General features: G+C 62.5%; 29 protein-coding genes. 28 read left to right on the top strand and 1 reads right to left on the bottom strand.

The genetic code is table 11. The features are described from left to right. Positions 1 to 312: 312 nt before the first annotated feature. From rpsJ to G0D83_RS25870, 24 genes are all read left to right on the top strand, one after another. The gene (gene rpsJ, locus G0D83_RS25985) at positions 313 to 618 is read left to right on the top strand and encodes a 30S ribosomal protein S10 (protein WP_066104052.1); all 306 of its coding nucleotides are present in this window, start codon (positions 313 to 315) and stop codon (positions 616 to 618) included. An 11-nt stretch (positions 619 to 629) separates the two neighbouring features. Then, positions 630 to 1,355, top strand: a complete 726-nt coding sequence (gene rplC / locus G0D83_RS25980) for a 50S ribosomal protein L3 (RefSeq protein ID WP_095880741.1) — start codon at positions 630 to 632, stop codon at positions 1,353 to 1,355. Then, positions 1,352 to 1,969 (top strand): 50S ribosomal protein L4, encoded by a 618-nt coding sequence (rplD, locus tag G0D83_RS25975; RefSeq protein ID WP_164197457.1) that lies wholly within the window; start codon positions 1,352 to 1,354, stop codon positions 1,967 to 1,969. The genes rplC and rplD overlap by 4 nt, the downstream gene beginning before the upstream one ends. Then, on the top strand, positions 1,966 to 2,262 hold the full coding sequence (locus G0D83_RS25970; protein WP_108964496.1) for a 50S ribosomal protein L23: 297 nt from the start codon (positions 1,966 to 1,968) through the stop codon (positions 2,260 to 2,262). Before rplD ends, G0D83_RS25970 begins: the two co-directional genes overlap by 4 nt. Before the next feature lie 331 nt (positions 2,263 to 2,593). Then, positions 2,594 to 3,436, top strand: a complete 843-nt coding sequence (gene rplB / locus G0D83_RS25965) for a 50S ribosomal protein L2 (protein WP_066104062.1) — start codon at positions 2,594 to 2,596, stop codon at positions 3,434 to 3,436. A 3-nt stretch (positions 3,437 to 3,439) separates the two neighbouring features. Further along, the gene (gene rpsS / locus G0D83_RS25960; protein WP_092424770.1) at positions 3,440 to 3,718 is read left to right on the top strand and encodes a 30S ribosomal protein S19; all 279 of its coding nucleotides are present in this window, start codon (positions 3,440 to 3,442) and stop codon (positions 3,716 to 3,718) included. A gap of 3 nt (positions 3,719 to 3,721) precedes the next feature. After that, complete coding sequence (rplV, locus tag G0D83_RS25955) at positions 3,722 to 4,102, top strand: 50S ribosomal protein L22 (RefSeq protein WP_092424772.1); 381 nt, start codon at positions 3,722 to 3,724, stop codon at positions 4,100 to 4,102. Next, a complete protein-coding gene (rpsC, locus tag G0D83_RS25950) occupies positions 4,102 to 4,812 on the top strand; it encodes a 30S ribosomal protein S3 (RefSeq protein WP_108964497.1) in 711 nt (236 codons plus the stop codon). Before rplV ends, rpsC begins: the two co-directional genes overlap by 1 nt. A gap of 13 nt (positions 4,813 to 4,825) precedes the next feature. Continuing rightward, the gene (gene rplP / locus G0D83_RS25945) at positions 4,826 to 5,239 is read left to right on the top strand and encodes a 50S ribosomal protein L16 (protein ID WP_095880736.1); all 414 of its coding nucleotides are present in this window, start codon (positions 4,826 to 4,828) and stop codon (positions 5,237 to 5,239) included. Between the two features lie 114 nt (positions 5,240 to 5,353). Beyond that, positions 5,354 to 5,974: a 2OG-Fe(II) oxygenase family protein gene (locus tag G0D83_RS25940; RefSeq protein ID WP_164197456.1), complete on the top strand. Its 621-nt coding sequence runs from the start codon at positions 5,354 to 5,356 to the stop codon at positions 5,972 to 5,974. 209 nt (positions 5,975 to 6,183) lie between these two features. Further along, positions 6,184 to 6,390, top strand: a complete 207-nt coding sequence (rpmC, locus tag G0D83_RS25935) for a 50S ribosomal protein L29 (RefSeq protein ID WP_066104080.1) — start codon at positions 6,184 to 6,186, stop codon at positions 6,388 to 6,390. Between the two features lie 13 nt (positions 6,391 to 6,403). Next, complete coding sequence (gene rpsQ, locus G0D83_RS25930; protein WP_095880734.1) at positions 6,404 to 6,634, top strand: 30S ribosomal protein S17; 231 nt, start codon at positions 6,404 to 6,406, stop codon at positions 6,632 to 6,634. Positions 6,635 to 6,750: 116 nt separating this feature from the next. Next, positions 6,751 to 7,119, top strand: a complete 369-nt coding sequence (gene rplN, locus G0D83_RS25925; protein WP_005854833.1) for a 50S ribosomal protein L14 — start codon at positions 6,751 to 6,753, stop codon at positions 7,117 to 7,119. After that, positions 7,119 to 7,430 carry a 50S ribosomal protein L24 gene (rplX, locus tag G0D83_RS25920; RefSeq protein WP_164197455.1) on the top strand — a complete coding sequence of 104 codons (312 nt, stop codon included), beginning with the start codon at positions 7,119 to 7,121 and terminating at the stop codon, positions 7,428 to 7,430. Before rplN ends, rplX begins: the two co-directional genes overlap by 1 nt. Further along, the gene (rplE, locus tag G0D83_RS25915) at positions 7,423 to 7,983 is read left to right on the top strand and encodes a 50S ribosomal protein L5 (protein WP_164197454.1); all 561 of its coding nucleotides are present in this window, start codon (positions 7,423 to 7,425) and stop codon (positions 7,981 to 7,983) included. The genes rplX and rplE overlap by 8 nt, the downstream gene beginning before the upstream one ends. Before the next feature lie 12 nt (positions 7,984 to 7,995). Beyond that, positions 7,996 to 8,301 (top strand): 30S ribosomal protein S14, encoded by a 306-nt coding sequence (gene rpsN, locus G0D83_RS25910; protein ID WP_108964500.1) that lies wholly within the window; start codon positions 7,996 to 7,998, stop codon positions 8,299 to 8,301. Between the two features lie 12 nt (positions 8,302 to 8,313). Then, a complete protein-coding gene (rpsH, locus tag G0D83_RS25905; RefSeq protein WP_164197453.1) occupies positions 8,314 to 8,706 on the top strand; it encodes a 30S ribosomal protein S8 in 393 nt (130 codons plus the stop codon). Between the two features lie 10 nt (positions 8,707 to 8,716). Next, positions 8,717 to 9,250: a 50S ribosomal protein L6 gene (gene rplF, locus G0D83_RS25900; RefSeq protein WP_108964502.1), complete on the top strand. Its 534-nt coding sequence runs from the start codon at positions 8,717 to 8,719 to the stop codon at positions 9,248 to 9,250. An 11-nt stretch (positions 9,251 to 9,261) separates the two neighbouring features. Beyond that, positions 9,262 to 9,621: a 50S ribosomal protein L18 gene (gene rplR / locus G0D83_RS25895; protein WP_092424792.1), complete on the top strand. Its 360-nt coding sequence runs from the start codon at positions 9,262 to 9,264 to the stop codon at positions 9,619 to 9,621. A gap of 210 nt (positions 9,622 to 9,831) precedes the next feature. After that, entirely contained in the window at positions 9,832 to 10,410 is a 579-nt protein-coding gene (gene rpsE / locus G0D83_RS25890) for a 30S ribosomal protein S5 (protein ID WP_108964503.1), read from the top strand. A 5-nt stretch (positions 10,411 to 10,415) separates the two neighbouring features. After that, entirely contained in the window at positions 10,416 to 10,604 is a 189-nt protein-coding gene (gene rpmD / locus G0D83_RS25885) for a 50S ribosomal protein L30 (protein WP_066104107.1), read from the top strand. A gap of 325 nt (positions 10,605 to 10,929) precedes the next feature. Next, a complete protein-coding gene (rplO, locus tag G0D83_RS25880) occupies positions 10,930 to 11,394 on the top strand; it encodes a 50S ribosomal protein L15 (RefSeq protein ID WP_164197452.1) in 465 nt (154 codons plus the stop codon). A 109-nt stretch (positions 11,395 to 11,503) separates the two neighbouring features. Beyond that, a complete protein-coding gene (secY, locus tag G0D83_RS25875; RefSeq protein WP_108964505.1) occupies positions 11,504 to 12,868 on the top strand; it encodes a preprotein translocase subunit SecY in 1,365 nt (454 codons plus the stop codon). Further along, positions 12,865 to 13,509, top strand: coding sequence for an adenylate kinase (locus G0D83_RS25870; RefSeq protein ID WP_164197451.1), 645 nt, complete (start codon positions 12,865 to 12,867; stop codon positions 13,507 to 13,509). The genes secY and G0D83_RS25870 overlap by 4 nt, the downstream gene beginning before the upstream one ends. A 128-nt stretch (positions 13,510 to 13,637) precedes the next feature. On the opposite strand, the gene G0D83_RS25865 is transcribed toward G0D83_RS25870, so the two are convergent. Beyond that, positions 13,638 to 14,030 carry a BLUF domain-containing protein gene (locus tag G0D83_RS25865; protein ID WP_164197450.1) on the bottom strand — a complete coding sequence of 131 codons (393 nt, stop codon included), beginning with the start codon at positions 14,028 to 14,030 and terminating at the stop codon, positions 13,638 to 13,640. 352 nt (positions 14,031 to 14,382) lie between these two features. Between G0D83_RS25865 and rpsM the strand changes: the two genes are divergently transcribed. From rpsM to rplQ, 4 genes are all read left to right on the top strand, one after another. After that, entirely contained in the window at positions 14,383 to 14,751 is a 369-nt protein-coding gene (rpsM, locus tag G0D83_RS25860) for a 30S ribosomal protein S13 (protein WP_108964508.1), read from the top strand. 13 nt (positions 14,752 to 14,764) lie between these two features. Continuing rightward, on the top strand, positions 14,765 to 15,157 hold the full coding sequence (gene rpsK, locus G0D83_RS25855; protein ID WP_072780049.1) for a 30S ribosomal protein S11: 393 nt from the start codon (positions 14,765 to 14,767) through the stop codon (positions 15,155 to 15,157). A gap of 115 nt (positions 15,158 to 15,272) precedes the next feature. Continuing rightward, positions 15,273 to 16,289 carry a DNA-directed RNA polymerase subunit alpha gene (locus G0D83_RS25850; RefSeq protein WP_095881762.1) on the top strand — a complete coding sequence of 339 codons (1,017 nt, stop codon included), beginning with the start codon at positions 15,273 to 15,275 and terminating at the stop codon, positions 16,287 to 16,289. 116 nt (positions 16,290 to 16,405) lie between these two features. Continuing rightward, positions 16,406 to 16,831 (top strand): 50S ribosomal protein L17, encoded by a 426-nt coding sequence (rplQ, locus tag G0D83_RS25845; RefSeq protein ID WP_108964509.1) that lies wholly within the window; start codon positions 16,406 to 16,408, stop codon positions 16,829 to 16,831. The last annotated feature ends 298 nt before the right edge of the window (positions 16,832 to 17,129 follow it).

The raw sequence follows: 17,129 nt of genomic DNA, 5'->3' as shown, positions 1-17,129 counted from the left end.
TCGAGTGATGCGCTTCTGCCCGGTCCTCGGACCGGGCGGGCATTGCGAAGGGGCCGCCCATCGGGCGGCCCCTTTTCCGTTTCCGCAGGCCGCCGGGACGGGCGCGTGGCGTCCAGATCAGGCCAAAATGCGGAAATACCCGCGCCGCGCCGGCGCTCTGGGGCTTGTCAAGCAGGTCTCTCGGACGTATACGCGCGCAACGGCCCACGGGTCGTGAAGGGCGGGGTGATTCCCCGCCTTTTAGGTTCGATGAGGGTGCGGCGATGCGCGTCCATCCTCCTCTCAACCTCAACGCCAAAATAGGACTGTTCGATGAACCAGAACATCCGTATCCGGCTCAAGGCGTTCGATTACCGCGTCCTCGATGCATCGACGCAGGAAATCGTGAACACCGCCAAGCGCACAGGCGCTACTGTTCGCGGCCCGATCCCGCTGCCGAACAAGATTGAGAAATTCACCGTTCTGCGTGGCCCGCACGTGAACAAGAAATCCCGCGATCAGTTCGAGATCCGCACGCACAAGCGTCTGCTCGACATCGTCGATCCGACCCCGCAGACCGTGGACGCGCTCATGAAGCTCGACCTGGCGGCCGGCGTGGACGTCGAGATCAAGGTGTAAGGGGGCAGATGATGTTGCGCTCTGGAGTTATCGCAAAGAAAGTCGGCATGACCCGGCTTTTCATGGAAGACGGCAAGCAGATCCCTGTGACCGTCCTCCAACTCGAAGGTTGCCAGGTCGTCGCACAGCGGACCGCTGACAAGGACGGCTACAGCGCCGTTCAGCTCGGCGCCGGTGCGGCAAAGGCCAAGAACGTGTCGAAGGCCATGCGCGGCCACTTCGCCGCAGCCAAGGTTGAACCGAAGCGGAAGATCGCGGAATTCCGCGTCGACGCAGAGAACCTCATCGCCGTCGGCGAAGAGATCTCGGCCGAGCACTACTTCGAAGGTCAGTATGTCGACGTTGCCGGCACGACCATCGGTAAGGGCTTTGCCGGTGCCATGAAGCGCCACAACTTCGGTGGTCTTCGTGCATCGCACGGCGTGTCGATTTCGCACCGTTCGCACGGTTCGACCGGTCAGTGTCAGGACCCGGGCAAGGTCTTCAAAGGCAAGAAAATGGCCGGCCACATGGGTGCCGTCCGTGTCACCACGCAGAACCTGCAGGTCGTGAAGACCGATGCCGATCGCGGCATCATCATGATCAAGGGCGCGGTGCCGGGCTCCAAAGGCGGCTGGGTGACCATCAAGGACGCCGTGAAGAAGCCGTTCCCCGAGAACGCTGCTCTGCCGGCCGGCCTGAAATCCGCTGCAGCTCCTGCTGAAGCCGCAGCCGAAGAGAAGGAAGGCGACGAATGAAACTCGACGTGATCAAACTCGACGGCGGTGCCGCGGGCGAAGTCGAGCTGACGGACGCGATCTTTGATCTCGAGCCGCGCGCCGACATTCTGCACCGTGTGGTTCGCTGGCAGCGTAACAAGGCCCAGGCCGGTACGCACAAGGTCAAGACCCGCTCGGAAGTGAGCTACTCGACCAAGAAGATCTATCGCCAGAAGGGCACCGGCGGCGCACGCCACGGTTCGCGCAAGGCGCCGATCTTCCGCAAGGGTGGTATCTACAAGGGTCCGACCCCGCGCAGCCACGCGCATGACCTGCCCAAGAAGGTCCGTGCTCTCGGCCTCAAGCTGGCGCTCTCGGCGAAAGCCAAGACCGGCTCGCTCGTGATCATCGAGAACGCCGAGACCGACGGCAAGACCAAGACGCTGGCGGCACAGGTGAAGAACCTGGGCTGGAAGCGCGCTCTGGTGATCGACGGTGCCGCAGTGAACGAGGGCTTTGCCCGCGCCGCCGCGAACATCGAAGGTCTGGACGTGCTGCCCTCCGTCGGCGCCAACGTGTATGACATCCTCAAGCGTGACACCCTGGTGATCACCAAGGCGGGTGTCGAAGCTCTGGAGGCTCGACTGAAATGACCGCTAAGGCACACCACTACGACGTGATCCGCAAGCCGATCATCACCGAGAAAACCACCATGGTCGGCGAGAACGGCACCGTGGTCTTCGAAGTGTCGATCGACTCGACCAAACCCCAGGTCAAGGAGGCCGTCGAGGCGCTCTTCGGCGTGAAGGTGAAGGCGGTGAACACCACCATCACCAAGGGCAAGGTGAAGCGTTTCCGCGGCCAGATCGGCAAGCGGAACGACGTCAAGAAGGCCTATGTTACCCTCGAAGAGGGCAACACGATCGACGTGACCACCGGTCTCTGATCGTCGTCTTCGACCACTTCGGGAAAGCCCTCGCATCCGCGGGGGCTTTTCCACTTTCCCGGCCGGGGAGGGGAGGGTGCAAGTTGCCCGAAGCCTCGGCGAATAAGGGCTCCGAGCGGGCCTGCGACAGGGGATGCGCTTGACGTCAGCCGACTCTTTGACTAGAGCAGGCCATCCGCTGAGCCCCGGATTCGTCCGGGGCTTAGCTTTTGTTCGCAAGAACAGATCGCCGGGGACCTTCGGGGCCCTATGACACGGCCACCTTCGGGGGGCTAAACTCCGGCACACCCGATACGCGGGTGCTGTCGCATTACAACGGAAGACAGAAAGCATGGCACTTAAGTCGTACAAGCCGACGACGCCGGGCCAGCGCGGGCTGGTGCTGATCGACCGTTCGGAGCTGTATAAAGGACGTCCCGTCAAGGCCCTCACCGAGGGTCTGACGAAATCGGGCGGCCGGAACAACACCGGACGGATCACCGCACGCCGCCGCGGCGGTGGCGCGAAGCGTCTCTATCGCATCGTGGACTTCAAGCGGAACAAGTTCGACGTGTCGGCCACCGTGGCCCGCATCGAATACGACCCGAACCGGACCGCATTCATCGCCCTCGTCCAGTATGACGACGGCGAGCAGGCCTACATCCTGGCACCGCAGCGTCTCGCCATCGGCGACCGCGTCGTGGCGTCGGCCAAGGCCGACATCAAGCCCGGAAACGCGATGCCCTTCTCGGGCATGCCGATCGGTACGATCGTCCACAACATCGAGCTGAAGCCCGGCAAGGGCGGCCAGATCGCACGCGCCGCGGGCACCTACGCCCAGTTCGTCGGCCGTGACGGTGGCTACGCTCAGATCCGCCTCTCCTCGGGCGAGCTTCGCATGGTTCGTCAGGAATGCATGGCCACCATCGGTGCCGTGTCGAACCCCGACAACTCGAACCAGAACCTCGGTAAAGCCGGTCGTAACCGCCACTATGGCAAGCGTCCGTCGGTCCGCGGCGTCGTTATGAACCCGATCGACCACCCGCACGGTGGTGGTGAGGGTCGTACCTCGGGTGGTCGTCACCCGGTGACCCCGTGGGGCAAGCCGACCAAGGGCAAGCGTACCCGCAACACCAACAAGGCGTCGCAGAAGCTGATCATCCGCTCGCGCCACGCTAAGAAGAAGGGGCGGTAATCCATGACGCGCTCTGTTTGGAAAGGCCCGTTCGTTGACGCCTACGTCCTGAAAAAGGCCGAGAAGGTTCGCGAATCTGGCAAGAACGAAGTCATCAAAATCTGGTCGCGCCGCTCGACGATCCTGCCCCAGTTCGTGGGTCTGACGTTCGCGGTCTACAACGGCCAGAAGCATGTTCCCGTCAATGTCACCGAAGACATGATCGGTCAGAAGTTCGGTGAGTACTCGCCGACCCGGACCTATTATGGCCACGCGGCTGACAAAAAAGCCAAGAGGAAGTAAGCCATGGGCAAGGATAAGAATCCCCGCCGCGTGGCGGACAACGAGGCGATGGCAAAGCTGCGCATGCTGCGCACTTCGCCCCAGAAGCTGAACCTGGTGGCCGCGCTGATCCGTGGCAAGAAGGTCGAGCGGGCCCTCACGGACCTGACCTTCTCGAAGAAGCGGATCGCCGTGGACGTGAAGAAGTGCCTTCAGTCCGCTATCGCGAACGCCGAGAACAACCACGGGCTGGACGTCGATGAACTCGTCGTCGCCGAAGCCTACGTGGGCAAGAACCTTGTGATGAAGCGCGGTCGTCCGCGTGCACGTGGCCGCTTCGGCCGCATCAACAAGCCGTTCTCGGAACTCACCATCAAGGTGCGTCAGGTCGAGGAGCAAGCCTAATGGGTAACAAGACCAATCCGATCGGCATGCGCCTTCAGGTGAACCGCACCTGGGACAGCCGCTGGTACGCTGACACCAAAGACTACGGTGATCTGCTTCTGGAAGACCTCGCGATCCGCGATTTCATCCACGAAGAGTGCAAGCAGGCCGGCGTCGCACGTGTGATCATCGAGCGTCCGCACAAGAAGTGCCGCGTGACGATCCACACCGCACGCCCCGGTGTCATTATCGGCAAGAAAGGCGCGGACATCGAAGTCCTGCGCAAAAAGCTTGCCAACATGACCGACTCCGAGCTGCACCTCAACATCGTTGAAGTGCGCAAGCCCGAACTCGACGCCCGCCTCGTGGGTGAGAGCATCGCGCAACAGCTCGAGCGTCGTGTGTCCTTCCGTCGTGCCATGAAGCGTGCCGTGCAAAACGCCATGCGCATGGGCGCCCTGGGCATCCGCGTGAACGTCGCTGGTCGTCTCGGCGGTGCCGAGATCGCTCGTACCGAATGGTATCGCGAAGGTCGTGTGCCCCTGCACACCCTGCGCGCCGACATCGATTACTCGCACGTTGAAGCAACGACCCCCTATGGTATCATCGGGATCAAGGTCTGGATCTTCAAAGGCGAGATCATGGAGCATGACCCCTCTGCCCGCGAACGCAAGTCGCAGGAACTGCAGGACGGTCCGGCTCCGCGCGGCGCCATGGGCGGCCGTCGCTGAGGAGGTTTGAGAAATGCTTCAACCGAAACGCACTAAATTCCGGAAGATGTTCAAGGGCCGCATCAAGGGTGAGGCCAAGGGCGGTTCCGACCTGAACTTCGGCCACTTTGGCCTGAAGGCTCTTCAGCCCGAGCGTGTGACGGCTCGTCAGATCGAAGCGGCTCGCCGCGCGATGACCCGCCATATGAAGCGTCAGGGCCGGGTCTGGATCCGTATCTTCCCGGACACCCCCGTGACCTCCAAGCCCACCGAAGTTCGTATGGGTAAGGGTAAAGGTTCCGTGGATTACTGGGCCTGCAAAGTGAAGCCGGGCCGCGTGATGTTCGAGATCGACGGTGTTCCCGAGGACGTCGCCCGCGAGGCGCTGCGTCTGGCGGCGATGAAACTGCCGATCAAGTCGCGCGTCGTGGTTCGCGAGGACTGGTAATCCCTTCGGGATGACCGCATGAGACAAGCCCCCGCCGAGCGATCGGCGGGGGTTTTCCGTTCCAATCCACGGGGCAGGGGAGACCCGCCGCCGCAACCGCTTCAGGACAGTGCCATGGCCCAGATCCGCTCTCTCTTCGCCACACGCCTCTATCGTGCCCAGCTTTCGGAGTACGGCCCCGCGATCGACGCGGACGAGCTCGAGGGCTCGTGCTATTCCATCGCCGAGGACGACGAGGCCGGCCAGGAATGGTGCGAAGCCAATGATTACCCGGGCTACACCTCCTATGCCTCGCTGACGGACCTGCCCTGGCGCTTCCCGATCTTCGGTGACCTGGTGAAATCGCTCGACGCCCATGTCGCGGCCTTTGCCGAGGATCTCGAGTTCGAGCTGGGCGACAAGAAGCTGCTGCTCGAGGATCTCTGGATCAACATCCTGCCCGAGGGCGGCACGCACAGCTCGCACATTCACCCGCATTCGGTGATCGCGGGCACGACCTATGTCTCGATGCCCGAGGGCGCCAGCGCGCTCAAGCTCGAGGATCCCCGCCTGCCGATGATGATGGCCGCCCCCACGCGCAGGAAGAGCTGCCGCGAGGAGCTGAAGGCCTTCGTCTACGAGGCCCCCGCCGTGGGCGACGTGCTGCTTTGGGAAAGCTGGCTGCGCCACGAGGTGCCGATGAACATGTCCGACGACGAGCGCATCTCGGTCAGCTTCAACTACAAGTGGGAGTGATCCCGGCCAGGCATTCCGCTACAGGTGGGGGACGGCGTTCCGGCCCCCCGCTCCGGACAAGCCAGCCATGCGCGTGAGCCCTTGTTTTACAGGGTTGTCATGGTCCAGAATCTGGCCTATATCGCGCGCTCATCCACCTCCACCGGGAATCAGGGTGACCCGTAACACGACGGGGCTCTCCGGTGATGTTGAAACGAAGGAGCGACCATATGGACGCCAAAGAACTTGCGAACAAGACCCCGGACCAGCTCCGGGACGAGCTCGTCGCGCTGAAAAAGGAAGCGTTCAACCTGCGCTTCCAGAAAGCGACCGGCGCACTCGAGAACACCGCACGCATCCGCCAGGTGCGCCGCGACGTTGCCCGCGTCAACACCGTGCTGAACCAAAAAGCCGCCGGCGCGGCAGCAACCGAGTAAGGGAGGCTAACTCATGCCCAAGCGTATCCTGCAAGGCACCGTGACCTCCACGGCAAACGCACAGACCGTCACCGTTTCGGTCGAGCGTCGCTTCAAGCACCCGGTCATGCAAAAGACCATCCGTAAGTCCAAGAAGTACCGGGCTCACGACGAAGCTGAGAAATTCGCTGTTGGCGATACGGTCCGCATCATCGAATGCGCGCCGAAGTCCAAGACGAAGCGCTGGGAAGTTATCGCAGAGTAAACGTCCAAGCCCCGGTCATCTGATCGGGGTCCAGACGTTTCCTGCGATGGTGCCCAGCATCATCGAAACCCTGGGGGGTAGACCAAGAACAACCCCCAAAGGTCGGGAGAAACCAAATGATCCAGATGCAGACCAATCTGGATGTTGCTGACAATTCCGGTGCCCGGAAAGTTCAGTGCATCAAGGTCCTCGGCGGCTCGCATCGCCGCTACGCATCGGTCGGCGACATCATCGTCGTCTCGGTGAAAGAGGCCATTCCGCGCGGCCGCGTGAAGAAAGGTGACGTCCGCAAGGCCGTCGTCGTGCGCACCGCCAAGGAAGTTCGTCGTGAAGATGGCACGTCGATCCGCTTCGACCGCAACGCGGCCGTCATCCTGAACAACTCGGGCGAGCCTGTCGGCACCCGTATTTTCGGGCCGGTGGTTCGCGAACTGCGCGCGAAGAACTTCATGAAGATCATCTCGCTCGCCCCGGAGGTGCTGTAATGGCTGCCAAACTCCGCAAAGGTGACAAGGTCATCGTTCTGTCCGGCAAGGACAAGGGCAAGACCGGCACCATCGAATCCGTCGATCCCAAGGCTGGCAAGGCTGTTGTCGGCGGCGTGAACATGGCCGTCCGTCACACCCGTCAGAGCCAGACCTCGCAGGGTGGCCGCGTGTCGAAAGCCATGCCGCTCGACCTGTCGAAGCTGGCCATCGTCGATGCCAACGGCAAGGCAACCCGCGTCGGCTTCCGCATGGAAGGTGACAAGAAGGTGCGCTTCGCCAAGACCACGGGGGACGTGATCGATGCTTGATACCGCGACCTACACGCCGCGTCTCAAGACGCAGTACCGCGAGTCGATCAAGGCCGCTCTCATGGAAGAGTTCGGCTACAAGAACGCGATGCAGGTTCCTGCACTCGACAAGATCGTTCTGAACATCGGCTGCGGCGCAGAAGCCGTGCGCGACTCCAAGAAGGCGAAGTCGGCTCAGGAAGACCTGACCCAGATCGCCGGTCAGCTGGCTGTCACCACCAAGGCAAAGAAGTCGATCGCCGGCTTCCGCGTCCGTGAAGACATGCCGCTCGGTGCCAAGGTTACCCTTCGCGGTGACCGGATGTACGATTTCCTCGATCGCCTGGTCAACATCGCGATGCCGCGTATCCGCGACTTCCGTGGTGTGAAGCCGTCCTTCGACGGTCGTGGCAACTTTGCCATGGGCATCAAGGAGCACATCGTGTTCCCCGAAATCGAATTCGACAAGGTCGATGAGGTTTGGGGTATCGACGTGATCATCACCACCACCGCTGACACCGACGCGGAAGCCAAGGCGCTGTTGAAGCATTTCAACATGCCCTTCAACGCCTGAGGAGCGAGACACATGGCCAAAAAATCCATGATCGAACGCGAGAAGAAGCGGCAGAAGCTGGTGGAGCAATACGCCGCCAAGCGCGCCGCTCTGAAAGAGATCGCGACCGACGAAAGCAAACCGATGGAAGAGCGCTTCAAGGCTCGCCTTGAACTGGCGAAACTGCCGCGCAACTCCTCGCCGACCCGTCTGCACAACCGTTGCCAACTGACCGGTCGTCCCCACGCCTACTACCGGAAGCTGAAGATCAGCCGTATCGCCCTGCGCGAGCTCGGCTCGAACGGTCAGCTTCCCGGTGTGGTCAAGTCGAGCTGGTAAGGAGGGTATACGATGAACGATCCTATCGGCGATATGCTCACCCGTATCCGTAACGCGCAGATGCGCGGCAAGTCGACCGTGTCGACCCCCGCTTCGAAGCTGCGTGCCTGGGTGCTCGACGTCCTCAAGGACGAAGGCTACATCCGCGGCTACGAAAAAAGCACCGACGAGCGCGGCCACGGCACGCTCGAAATCAGCCTGAAGTACTTCGACGGCAACCCCGTCATTCGCGAAGTGAAGCGGGTCTCCAAGCCCGGTCGTCGCGTCTACATGGGTGTCAGTGACATCCCGCAGGTCCGTCAGGGCCTCGGTCTGTCGATTGTCAGCACGCCGAAGGGCGTGATGTCGGACGCAAATGCCCGCGCTGCCAATGTCGGCGGCGAGGTGCTCTGCACGGTCTTCTAAGGAGGGGCTTATGTCTCGTATTGGTAAAAAACCGGTCGAGCTGCCGTCGGGTGTTTCCGCATCCGTCTCCGGCCAGACCGTCGAAGTGAAGGGCCCGAAAGGCACCCAGACCTTCAACGCGACCGACGACGTGACCATTGCGGTCGAGGACAACACCATCACTGTGGCGCCGCGCGGCAATTCCAAGCGCGCCCGCCAGCAGTGGGGCATGTCCCGCACCGTGATCGGGAACATGGTCCACGGTGTTCAGAACACCTTCAAGAAAGAGCTCGAGATCCAGGGTGTGGGTTACCGCGCCGCGGTTCAGGGCAACGTCCTGAAGCTGAACCTGGGCTACAGCCACGATGTGAACTTCGACATCCCCGCCGGCATCACGGTCACCACGCCGAAGCCGACCGAGATCATTGTCGAAGGTCACGATCTCCAGGAAGTCGGTCAGGTTGCGGCGAACATCCGCGACTGGCGCCGCCCCGAGCCCTACAAAGGCAAGGGTATTCGCTATAAGGGCGAATACATCTTCGCCAAGGAAGGCAAGAAGAAGTAAGGACGCGAAAAATGGCACTCAGCAAACGGGAACTGTTCCTAAAGCGCCGCCTGCGCGTCCGGAACAAGCTTCGCAAGGTCAACGCCGGGCGTGTTCGCCTGTCGGTGCACCGCTCGAACAAGAACATCAGCGTGCAGCTGATCGACGACATCCAGGGCGTGACCCTGGCCGCAGCCTCCTCGCTCGAGAAGGATCTGGGCGTCGTCGGCAAAGGCACCGTGGAAGCCGCCCAGAAGGTCGGCGCCGCGATTGCCGAGCGCGCGAAGAAAGCCGGTGTGGAAGAAGCCTACTTCGACCGCGGCGGTTTCCTCTTCCACGGTCGCGTCAAGGCTCTGGCCGACGCAGCCCGCGAAGCAGGTCTGAAAATCTGATCACCGCGGCGGGCTTGCCTGCCGCCTGATCGACAATCCGCAAGGCGGGGCTCGTACCCGCCTTGCGCTTTTGCAGGCGGGAACGCCTCGATGATCCGGGATCGACTCCGAAGCTTCTTCGGCGATCACCTGGATTGGTCCAATCGGTGCCGATGTGGCCCGGGCTCTGCTCCGGTCCGCCACGCGCCAACCTGAAAAAAGGGATGCCTGATGGCAGAACGTGATAACCGCCGCGGGAACCGTCGCGAACGTGACGAAGCCCCGGAATTCGCAGATCGCCTTGTCGCGATCAACCGCGTGTCCAAAACCGTCAAGGGCGGTAAGCGTTTCGGCTTCGCCGCGCTTGTCGTCGTCGGCGACCAGAAGGGCCGCGTGGGCTTCGGCAAGGGCAAGGCCAAGGAGGTCCCCGAGGCCATCCGCAAGGCCACCGAGCAAGCCAAGCGCAAGATGATTCGCGTGCCGCTGCGCGAAGGCCGCACGCTGCACCACGACATCGAAGGCCGTCACGGCGCTGGCCGCGTGGTGATGCGCACCGCACCGCAAGGTACCGGTATCATCGCCGGTGGTCCGATGCGTGCAGTGTTCGAGATGCTGGGCGTGCACGACGTGGTCGCCAAGTCGATCGGCTCGCAGAACCCCTACAACATGATCCGCGCCACGCTGAACGCACTGGAAAAGGTCAACTCGCCCCGCAGCGTCGCTCAGCGTCGCGGCAAGAAGGTGGCAGACATCCTTCCCAAGCGTGACGAGGCCCCCGCGGAATCGTCGCAAGTGGCTGAGGAGGCCTGAGATCCATGGCTAAGACCATCGTTGTGAAGCAGATCGGCTCGCCGATCCGTCGCCCCGCCGTGCAGCGCCAGACGCTGATCGGCCTGGGTCTGAACAAGATGAACAAGACCCGCGAGCTTGAGGACACCCCCGCCGTGCGCGGCATGGTTCGCAAGATCCCGCACCTGGTAGAGATCATCGAAGAGCGCGGCTGAGCCGTTCCTTCGCCAATCTCGGAAGCGCCCCGGACCTCATGCCGGGGCGTTTTCTTTTGCGCCGCTCCCCGGGCAGGGGACTGGCCAGCGAATCCCTTCGAAGGGATTTGCCCGTTAACCCGATCTCAACGAATTTCCGGTGACACTCCGCAACCAAAAGGATGCGGTGCCGGCGCGACCTTGGCTAATCCCTTGCGCCGTTCCGTCTCGGACGCTATACGCCCCCGGTGGCCGGCTCCCCGAGTCTGGCTCCGAATCCTTAACCGTCTAATGCCGTGGTTGCTCCATCCGTCGCTGGGGGGCACATCCGGCAAGGAGAAGCGACATGAAACTGCACGAACTGCGCGACAACGAGGGCGCAACCCGCTCCAAGAAACGCATCGGCCGCGGCCCGGGCTCCGGCAAGGGCAAGACCGGTGGCCGTGGTATCAAGGGTCAAAAATCCCGTTCGGGTGTGGCCATCAACGGCTACGAAGGTGGCCAGATGCCGCTGTACCAGCGTCTTCCGAAGCGCGGCTTCAACAAGCCGAACCGGAAGTCCTACGCTGTCGTGAACCTGGGCCTGATCCAGAAATTCGTCGAAGCAGGCAAGCTCGACGCCGCGTCGATCAACGAGGACAGCCTCGTTACGTCCGGCCTGGTGCGCCGCAAGCTCGACGGCATTCGCGTTCTCGCGAAAGGTGACGTCACCGCCGCTCTCACCATCGAGGTGACCGGCGCTTCGAAAGCCGCTGTCGAGGCGGTCGAGAAGGCAGGTGGCGCGCTGAAGACCGCAGGCGCGGCTGAATAAGCGGGTTGTGAGCGGCTCTTGAGCCGCTTACATAAGGCCCCATGTTTTCCACGAACGCCGCCGGAGCCGGAAAGCGCCCCGGCGGCGTTTCGTCTGAGAGAGGACCCTCATGGCATCCGCTGTGGAACAAATGGCCGCCAATACCAGCTGGGCGGCGCTCGGCAAGGCGACGGACCTTCGCAACCGCATCTTCTTCACGCTGGGGCTGCTGGTCGTCTACCGACTCGGCACGTATATCCCGGTTCCGGGCATCGACGGCACCGCGCTGCGCCAGTTCATGGAACAGGCCGGCCAAGGCATCGGCGGCATGGTGTCGATGTTCACCGGTGGCGCGCTGGGACGCATGGGCATCTTTGCCCTCGGCATCATGCCCTACATCTCCGCCTCGATCATCGTTCAGCTCCTGACGGCCATGGTGCCGGCGCTTGAGCAGCTGAAGAAAGAGGGCGATCAGGGCCGCAAGAAGATCAACCAGTACACGCGCTACGGCACGGTGGCTCTCGCGCTGTTCCAAGCCTACGGGCTTGCGGTCAGCCTCGAGGCCGGCGATCTTGCCCATGATCCGGGCTGGTACTTCCGCGCTGCGGTGGTGATCACCCTTGTCGGCGGCACGATGTTCCTGATGTGGCTGGGGGAGCAGATCACCGCCCGCGGCATCGGCAACGGCATCTCTCTCATCATCTTCGTCGGCATCATTGCCGAGATCCCCGCCGCCCTGGCACAGTTCTTCGCCTCGGGCCGCTCGGGCGCGATCTCGCCGGCGCTGATCATCGGCGTGATTGTCATGGTGGTCGTGGTGATCATGTTCGTGGTGTTCATGGAACGGGCGCTGCGCAAGATCACCATCCAGTACCCGCGCCGCCAAGTCGGCATGAGAATGACCGAGGCCCAGCAGTCGCACCTGCCGATCAAGGTGAACCCGGCGGGCGTGATCCCGGCGATTTTCGCCAGCTCGCTGCTGTTGCTGCCGACCACGATCGCGACCTTCAGCCAGGCTGGCTCGACCGGTCCGATCATGTCGACGATCCTCGCCTACTTCGGTCCGGGTCAGCCGCTCTATCTGCTGTTCTTCGCGGCAATGATCATCTTCTTCGCCTATTTCTACACGCACAACGTGTCGTTCAAGACGGAGGAAGTCGCCGACAACCTGAAGAACCAGAATGGTTTCATTCCCGGCATCCGCCCGGGTAAGCGAACCGCGGAGCACCTCGAATACGTGGTCAACCGCGTGCTCGTGCTCGGCGCGGCCTATCTGACCCTGGTCTGCCTGCTGCCCGAGATCCTGCGCTCGCAGTTCGCGATCCCGTTCTACTTCGGCGGCACTTCGGTCCTGATCGTGGTCTCGGTGACCATGGACACGATCCAGCAGGTCCAGAGCCACCTGCTCGCACATCAATACGAAGGCCTGATCCAGAAGTCGCAGCTGCGCGGCAAGGGCAAGGCACGCAAACGGAAGGGACCCGCACGGCGATGAACATCATTCTTCTTGGACCGCCCGGCGCAGGCAAGGGCACTCAGGCCCGGATCCTCGTGGAAGAGCGCGGCATGATCCAGCTTTCGACCGGTGACATGCTGCGCGAAGCCAAGGACAGCGGCACCGAGATGGGCAAGAAGGTCGCCGAGGTGATGGCCCGGGGCGAACTCGTCACGGACGAGATCGTCATCGGCCTGATCCGCGAGAAGCTCGAAGAGAACCCCTCGGCAGGCTACATCTTCGATGGCTTCCCGCGTACGCTGAAGCAGGCGGATGCTTTGGCCGAGCTGCTCGAAGAGCAGGGCCAGAGCCTCGACAAGGTCGTCGAGCTGCGGGTGAACGACGATGCGCTGGTGCAGCGCATCACCGCTCGCTCGACCTGCGGTTCTTGCGGAGAGGTCTACAACGATCTCACCAAGCCGATCCCGTCCGATGGCAAGTGCACCGTCTGCGGCGGCACCGAGTTCAAGCGCCGCGCCGACGACAATGCGCAGGCGCTGCAGAAGCGGCTGATGGAGTACTACAAGCAGACGTCGCCGCTGATCGGCTATTACTATGCCAAGGGCCAGCACACCCGCGTCGACGGGCTCGGCGAGATCGCCGAGGTGAAGACCGCCATCGCGGAAAAGCTCAAGGCCTGACGCCAAGGCCCTGACGCAAGAGCTCCCCCGGGCCGCGCCTTTCTTCTAGGCGGAAGTACCCGGGGGAGTCCGCTCCAGCGGACGGGGGCGGAGCCCCCACCTTCTTTCAGAAAATCACCCCCAGAAGGTCAGCTCGCCACCGCGATTGCGCGCACCCGGTCGAAGACCAGCGCGAGATTGCGCGCCTCTCCGGCGAAGCGCCGCGATAGGAAGGCGTGCTCCTCGGCGGACAGCGCGCCGTAGCACATGCTCCAGCTCGCGAAGCTGCGTGCCGGCACCAGGCGGTTTATCCTCTCGGTCACGCCAAAGTGCCTCTCGTCCTTGCGGATGTGCTCGAAGAGCCCGCGCACGGTATCCTTCGCGCCTTCCAGCACCTGACAGAAACCCGATTCCTCGCGCAGCAGGCAGCCGGTCACCCCGAGCTTTTGGTTGTTGGTGAGCGCGGATGCGAGGATCTCGAGATCCGATCCGCCTCCGCGCGGCACGACGGAGCGGCTCGTATAGAGAAGTTGGTAGATCATGCTGTTGCGCTTCCCCGCTCCGAAAGGCGCGGGCCGCGTGGAGGGCAGGGGGCGCCGGAAAGCAGATCGGCGGTAGTCTGCGGCCGGTTCGTGGACGGGGGGAGGGTTGTCGTGGCCTTCATGAAACGGTAAACAGATCAGGTTGAGGATTGGTTCCGGAATGGGTCTTGACGCCCTTTCCGAATCCTCATACCCACTCCCATCTCTTACAGAGACTCGGTCTGCGAGGCGGGCGGCGCCTGTCTTGCAGATTACCTCATCAGCGGAAGGCCCGGTGACGTGTATGCGTTCCGGGCTCATGTTGTGAAAAAAGGTTCTGGAGCTACGGAACCGCAACGAAAGGAATAGACACTTGGCACGTATTGCCGGCGTTAACATCCCGACTCACAAACGGGTGCCGATCGCCCTGACCTATATCACCGGTATCGGCGACACCTCCGCCCAGGCCATCTGCGAAGCCGTGAACATCGACGTGACCCGTCGCGTGAACGAGCTGTCGGACGCCGAAGTTCTGGCGATCCGCGAGCACATCGACGCGAACTACACCGTCGAAGGCGACCTGCGCCGTGAGACGCAGATGAACATCAAGCGCCTGATGGACCTCGGCTGCTACCGTGGCCTGCGTCACCGTCGCAACCTCCCCGTCCGCGGTCAGCGGACCCACACCAACGCGCGTACCCGCAAGGGCCCCGCGAAGCCGATTGCCGGCAAGAAGAAGTAAGGGAGGCTGACCAATGGCACGTGATACCCGTCGCGGAGGCAAGAAGAAGGTCTCCAAGAACATCGCCGCTGGCGTGGCGCATGTTAACTCGTCGTTCAACAACACCAAGATCCTGATCTCGGATGTGCAAGGCAACGCGATCTCTTGGTCGTCCGCCGGCACCATGGGCTTCAAGGGCTCGCGTAAGTCGACCCCCTACGCTGCCCAGCTCGCCGCCGAAGATGCTGGCCGCAAGGCACAGGAACATGGTGTGAAGACGCTTGAAGTCGAAGTTCAGGGCCCGGGTTCGGGTCGTGAATCGGCTCTGCGCGCACTGGCTGCCGTGGGCTTCAACATCACGTCGATCCGCGACGTGACGCCGATTGCTCACAACGGCTGCCGTCCGCCGAAGCGCCGTCGCGTCTGATCGGACTTACTTAAGGGGTGGGGCCTCGCCATGCGCGCGGGGCCCTGCCTTCGTCATTTCAACCTCGGGCGTCCGCGCCTTTGGACATGGGGCACGGACTGGAATGGAGGGACGCATGATCCACAAGAACTGGGCTGAACTTATCAAGCCGACCCAGCTGGAGGTTCGCCCCGGCGCCGATCCTACCCGCGTTGCGACCCTCGTCGCAGAACCGCTCGAGCGTGGCTTCGGCCTGACCCTCGGCAACGCGCTGCGTCGGGTCCTGTTGTCGAGCCTTCAGGGTGCGGCAATCACCTCTGTGCAGATCGACAACGTTCTGCACGAGTTTTCGTCGGTCGCCGGCGTGCGGGAAGATGTCACCGACATCATCCTCAACCTCAAGGGCGTGGCTCTCCGTATGGAAGTCGAAGGCCCGAAGCGCCTCTCCCTGACCGCAAAAGGTCCGGGCGTGGTGACGGCTGCCGACATCACCGAGACCGCTGGTATCGACGTTCTCAACAAGGACCACGTGATCTGCCACCTCGACGAGGGCGCGGACTTCTACGTGGAACTGACCGTCAACACCGGCAAGGGCTACGTTTCGGCTGACAAGAACAAGCCGGAAGATGCACCCATCGGCCTCATCCCGATCGACGCGATCTACTCGCCGGTCAAGAAGGTGGCCTATGACGTGCAGCCGACCCGTGAGGGCCAGGTTCTCGACTACGACAAGCTGACCATGAAGGTCGAGACCGATGGTTCGGTCACGCCCGAGGACGCGATCGCCTTTGCGGCCCGCATCCTGCAGGACCAGCTGTCGATCTTCGTGAACTTCGAAGAGCCCGAATCCGCCGGCCGTCAGGACGACGACGACGGTCTCGAGTTCAACCCGCTCCTCCTCAAGAAGGTGGACGAGCTGGAACTCTCGGTGCGCTCCGCGAACTGCCTCAAGAACGACAACATCGTCTACATCGGCGATCTGATCCAGAAGACCGAAGCCGAGATGCTCCGCACCCCGAACTTCGGCCGGAAGTCGCTCAACGAGATCAAGGAAGTGCTGTCCGGAATGGGTCTGCACCTCGGCATGGATGTCGAGGATTGGCCGCCGGACAACATCGAAGATCTGGCGAAGAAACTGGAAGACCAGTTCTGAGCCGAACGAGGGGCGGGGGAAACCCCGCCTTTCGCACAAGGGCGTTCCGCCCCAAGGTGAGGGTCCCGCACGCATGGGATCCCGGACAAAGCAAAACACGTATCTGGAGATAGAAAATGCGTCACGCAAAAGGTTACCGCCGCCTGAACCGTACCCACGAGCACCGCAAGGCGCTGTGGGCAAACATGGCCGGCTCGCTCATCGAGCATGAGCAGATCAAGACCACCCTGCCCAAGGCAAAAGAACTCCGCCGCGTGGTGGAGAAGCTCGTCACCCTCGGCAAGCGCGGTGACATCCACGCCCGCCGTCAGGCTGCCGCGCAGCTCAAGCAGGACATGCACGTTGCCAAGCTCTTCGACGTGCTCGGCCCGCGCTATGCAGAACGCCAGGGCGGCTACCTCCGCATCCTGAAAGCCGGTTTCCGTTATGGCGACATGGCTCCGATGGCGATCATCGAATTCGTCGACCGCGACGTCTCGGCCAAGGGCGCAGCCGACAAGGCCCGCCTGGAAGCCGAAGAGGCTCTGGCAGACGCCGAATAATTTACTCTCTCCTCGGGAGAGAACCTGGGCCCTGCCGGCAACGGCAGGGCCCTTTTTCGTTTGGCGGACGGGGCTGCGAGCTCGGTCTTTGCGGTGTTTCGGCAAGTTGAGGGATTGGCAGCTGTGGTCGGGCTGCTTCGAATAGCGGCGTATTGATCGCCAAAACTCTTGCGAATGAGAGGATTGCACAGCTAGGTGCTGGCAACCGCACTCCTAGCAGCAAGGAACATCGACATGCGAACCCGTGCAGCCGTGGCTCTCGAGGCCGGAAAACCACTCGAAATCATGGACGTGGAAC

This window comes from Salipiger sp. PrR003, from assembly GCF_010500785.1.
Lineage (GTDB): Bacteria > Pseudomonadota > Alphaproteobacteria > Rhodobacterales > Rhodobacteraceae > Salipiger > Salipiger pacificus_A.
This window is presented reverse-complemented; position numbering and strand designations above follow the sequence as displayed.

What these genes read in the sequence shown, in the direction of transcription:
- rpsJ (WP_066104052.1), top strand. Translation starts at nt 313, where the DNA reads ATGAACCAGAACATCCGTATCCGGCTCAAGGCGTTCGATTACCGCGTC.
- rplC (WP_095880741.1), top strand. Translation starts at nt 630, where the DNA reads ATGTTGCGCTCTGGAGTTATCGCAAAGAAAGTCGGCATGACCCGGCTT.
- rplD (WP_164197457.1), top strand. Translation starts at nt 1,352, where the DNA reads ATGAAACTCGACGTGATCAAACTCGACGGCGGTGCCGCGGGCGAAGTC.
- G0D83_RS25970 (WP_108964496.1), top strand. Translation starts at nt 1,966, where the DNA reads ATGACCGCTAAGGCACACCACTACGACGTGATCCGCAAGCCGATCATC.
- rplB (WP_066104062.1), top strand. Translation starts at nt 2,594, where the DNA reads ATGGCACTTAAGTCGTACAAGCCGACGACGCCGGGCCAGCGCGGGCTG.
- rpsS (WP_092424770.1), top strand. Translation starts at nt 3,440, where the DNA reads ATGACGCGCTCTGTTTGGAAAGGCCCGTTCGTTGACGCCTACGTCCTG.
- rplV (WP_092424772.1), top strand. Translation starts at nt 3,722, where the DNA reads ATGGGCAAGGATAAGAATCCCCGCCGCGTGGCGGACAACGAGGCGATG.
- rpsC (WP_108964497.1), top strand. Translation starts at nt 4,102, where the DNA reads ATGGGTAACAAGACCAATCCGATCGGCATGCGCCTTCAGGTGAACCGC.
- rplP (WP_095880736.1), top strand. Translation starts at nt 4,826, where the DNA reads ATGCTTCAACCGAAACGCACTAAATTCCGGAAGATGTTCAAGGGCCGC.
- G0D83_RS25940 (WP_164197456.1), top strand. Translation starts at nt 5,354, where the DNA reads ATGGCCCAGATCCGCTCTCTCTTCGCCACACGCCTCTATCGTGCCCAG.
- rpmC (WP_066104080.1), top strand. Translation starts at nt 6,184, where the DNA reads ATGGACGCCAAAGAACTTGCGAACAAGACCCCGGACCAGCTCCGGGAC.
- rpsQ (WP_095880734.1), top strand. Translation starts at nt 6,404, where the DNA reads ATGCCCAAGCGTATCCTGCAAGGCACCGTGACCTCCACGGCAAACGCA.
- rplN (WP_005854833.1), top strand. Translation starts at nt 6,751, where the DNA reads ATGATCCAGATGCAGACCAATCTGGATGTTGCTGACAATTCCGGTGCC.
- rplX (WP_164197455.1), top strand. Translation starts at nt 7,119, where the DNA reads ATGGCTGCCAAACTCCGCAAAGGTGACAAGGTCATCGTTCTGTCCGGC.
- rplE (WP_164197454.1), top strand. Translation starts at nt 7,423, where the DNA reads ATGCTTGATACCGCGACCTACACGCCGCGTCTCAAGACGCAGTACCGC.
- rpsN (WP_108964500.1), top strand. Translation starts at nt 7,996, where the DNA reads ATGGCCAAAAAATCCATGATCGAACGCGAGAAGAAGCGGCAGAAGCTG.
- rpsH (WP_164197453.1), top strand. Translation starts at nt 8,314, where the DNA reads ATGAACGATCCTATCGGCGATATGCTCACCCGTATCCGTAACGCGCAG.
- rplF (WP_108964502.1), top strand. Translation starts at nt 8,717, where the DNA reads ATGTCTCGTATTGGTAAAAAACCGGTCGAGCTGCCGTCGGGTGTTTCC.
- rplR (WP_092424792.1), top strand. Translation starts at nt 9,262, where the DNA reads ATGGCACTCAGCAAACGGGAACTGTTCCTAAAGCGCCGCCTGCGCGTC.
- rpsE (WP_108964503.1), top strand. Translation starts at nt 9,832, where the DNA reads ATGGCAGAACGTGATAACCGCCGCGGGAACCGTCGCGAACGTGACGAA.
- rpmD (WP_066104107.1), top strand. Translation starts at nt 10,416, where the DNA reads ATGGCTAAGACCATCGTTGTGAAGCAGATCGGCTCGCCGATCCGTCGC.
- rplO (WP_164197452.1), top strand. Translation starts at nt 10,930, where the DNA reads ATGAAACTGCACGAACTGCGCGACAACGAGGGCGCAACCCGCTCCAAG.
- secY (WP_108964505.1), top strand. Translation starts at nt 11,504, where the DNA reads ATGGCATCCGCTGTGGAACAAATGGCCGCCAATACCAGCTGGGCGGCG.
- G0D83_RS25870 (WP_164197451.1), top strand. Translation starts at nt 12,865, where the DNA reads ATGAACATCATTCTTCTTGGACCGCCCGGCGCAGGCAAGGGCACTCAG.
- G0D83_RS25865 (WP_164197450.1), bottom strand. Translation starts at nt 14,030, where the DNA reads ATGATCTACCAACTTCTCTATACGAGCCGCTCCGTCGTGCCGCGCGGA.
- rpsK (WP_072780049.1), top strand. Translation starts at nt 14,765, where the DNA reads ATGGCACGTGATACCCGTCGCGGAGGCAAGAAGAAGGTCTCCAAGAAC.
- G0D83_RS25850 (WP_095881762.1), top strand. Translation starts at nt 15,273, where the DNA reads ATGATCCACAAGAACTGGGCTGAACTTATCAAGCCGACCCAGCTGGAG.
- rplQ (WP_108964509.1), top strand. Translation starts at nt 16,406, where the DNA reads ATGCGTCACGCAAAAGGTTACCGCCGCCTGAACCGTACCCACGAGCAC.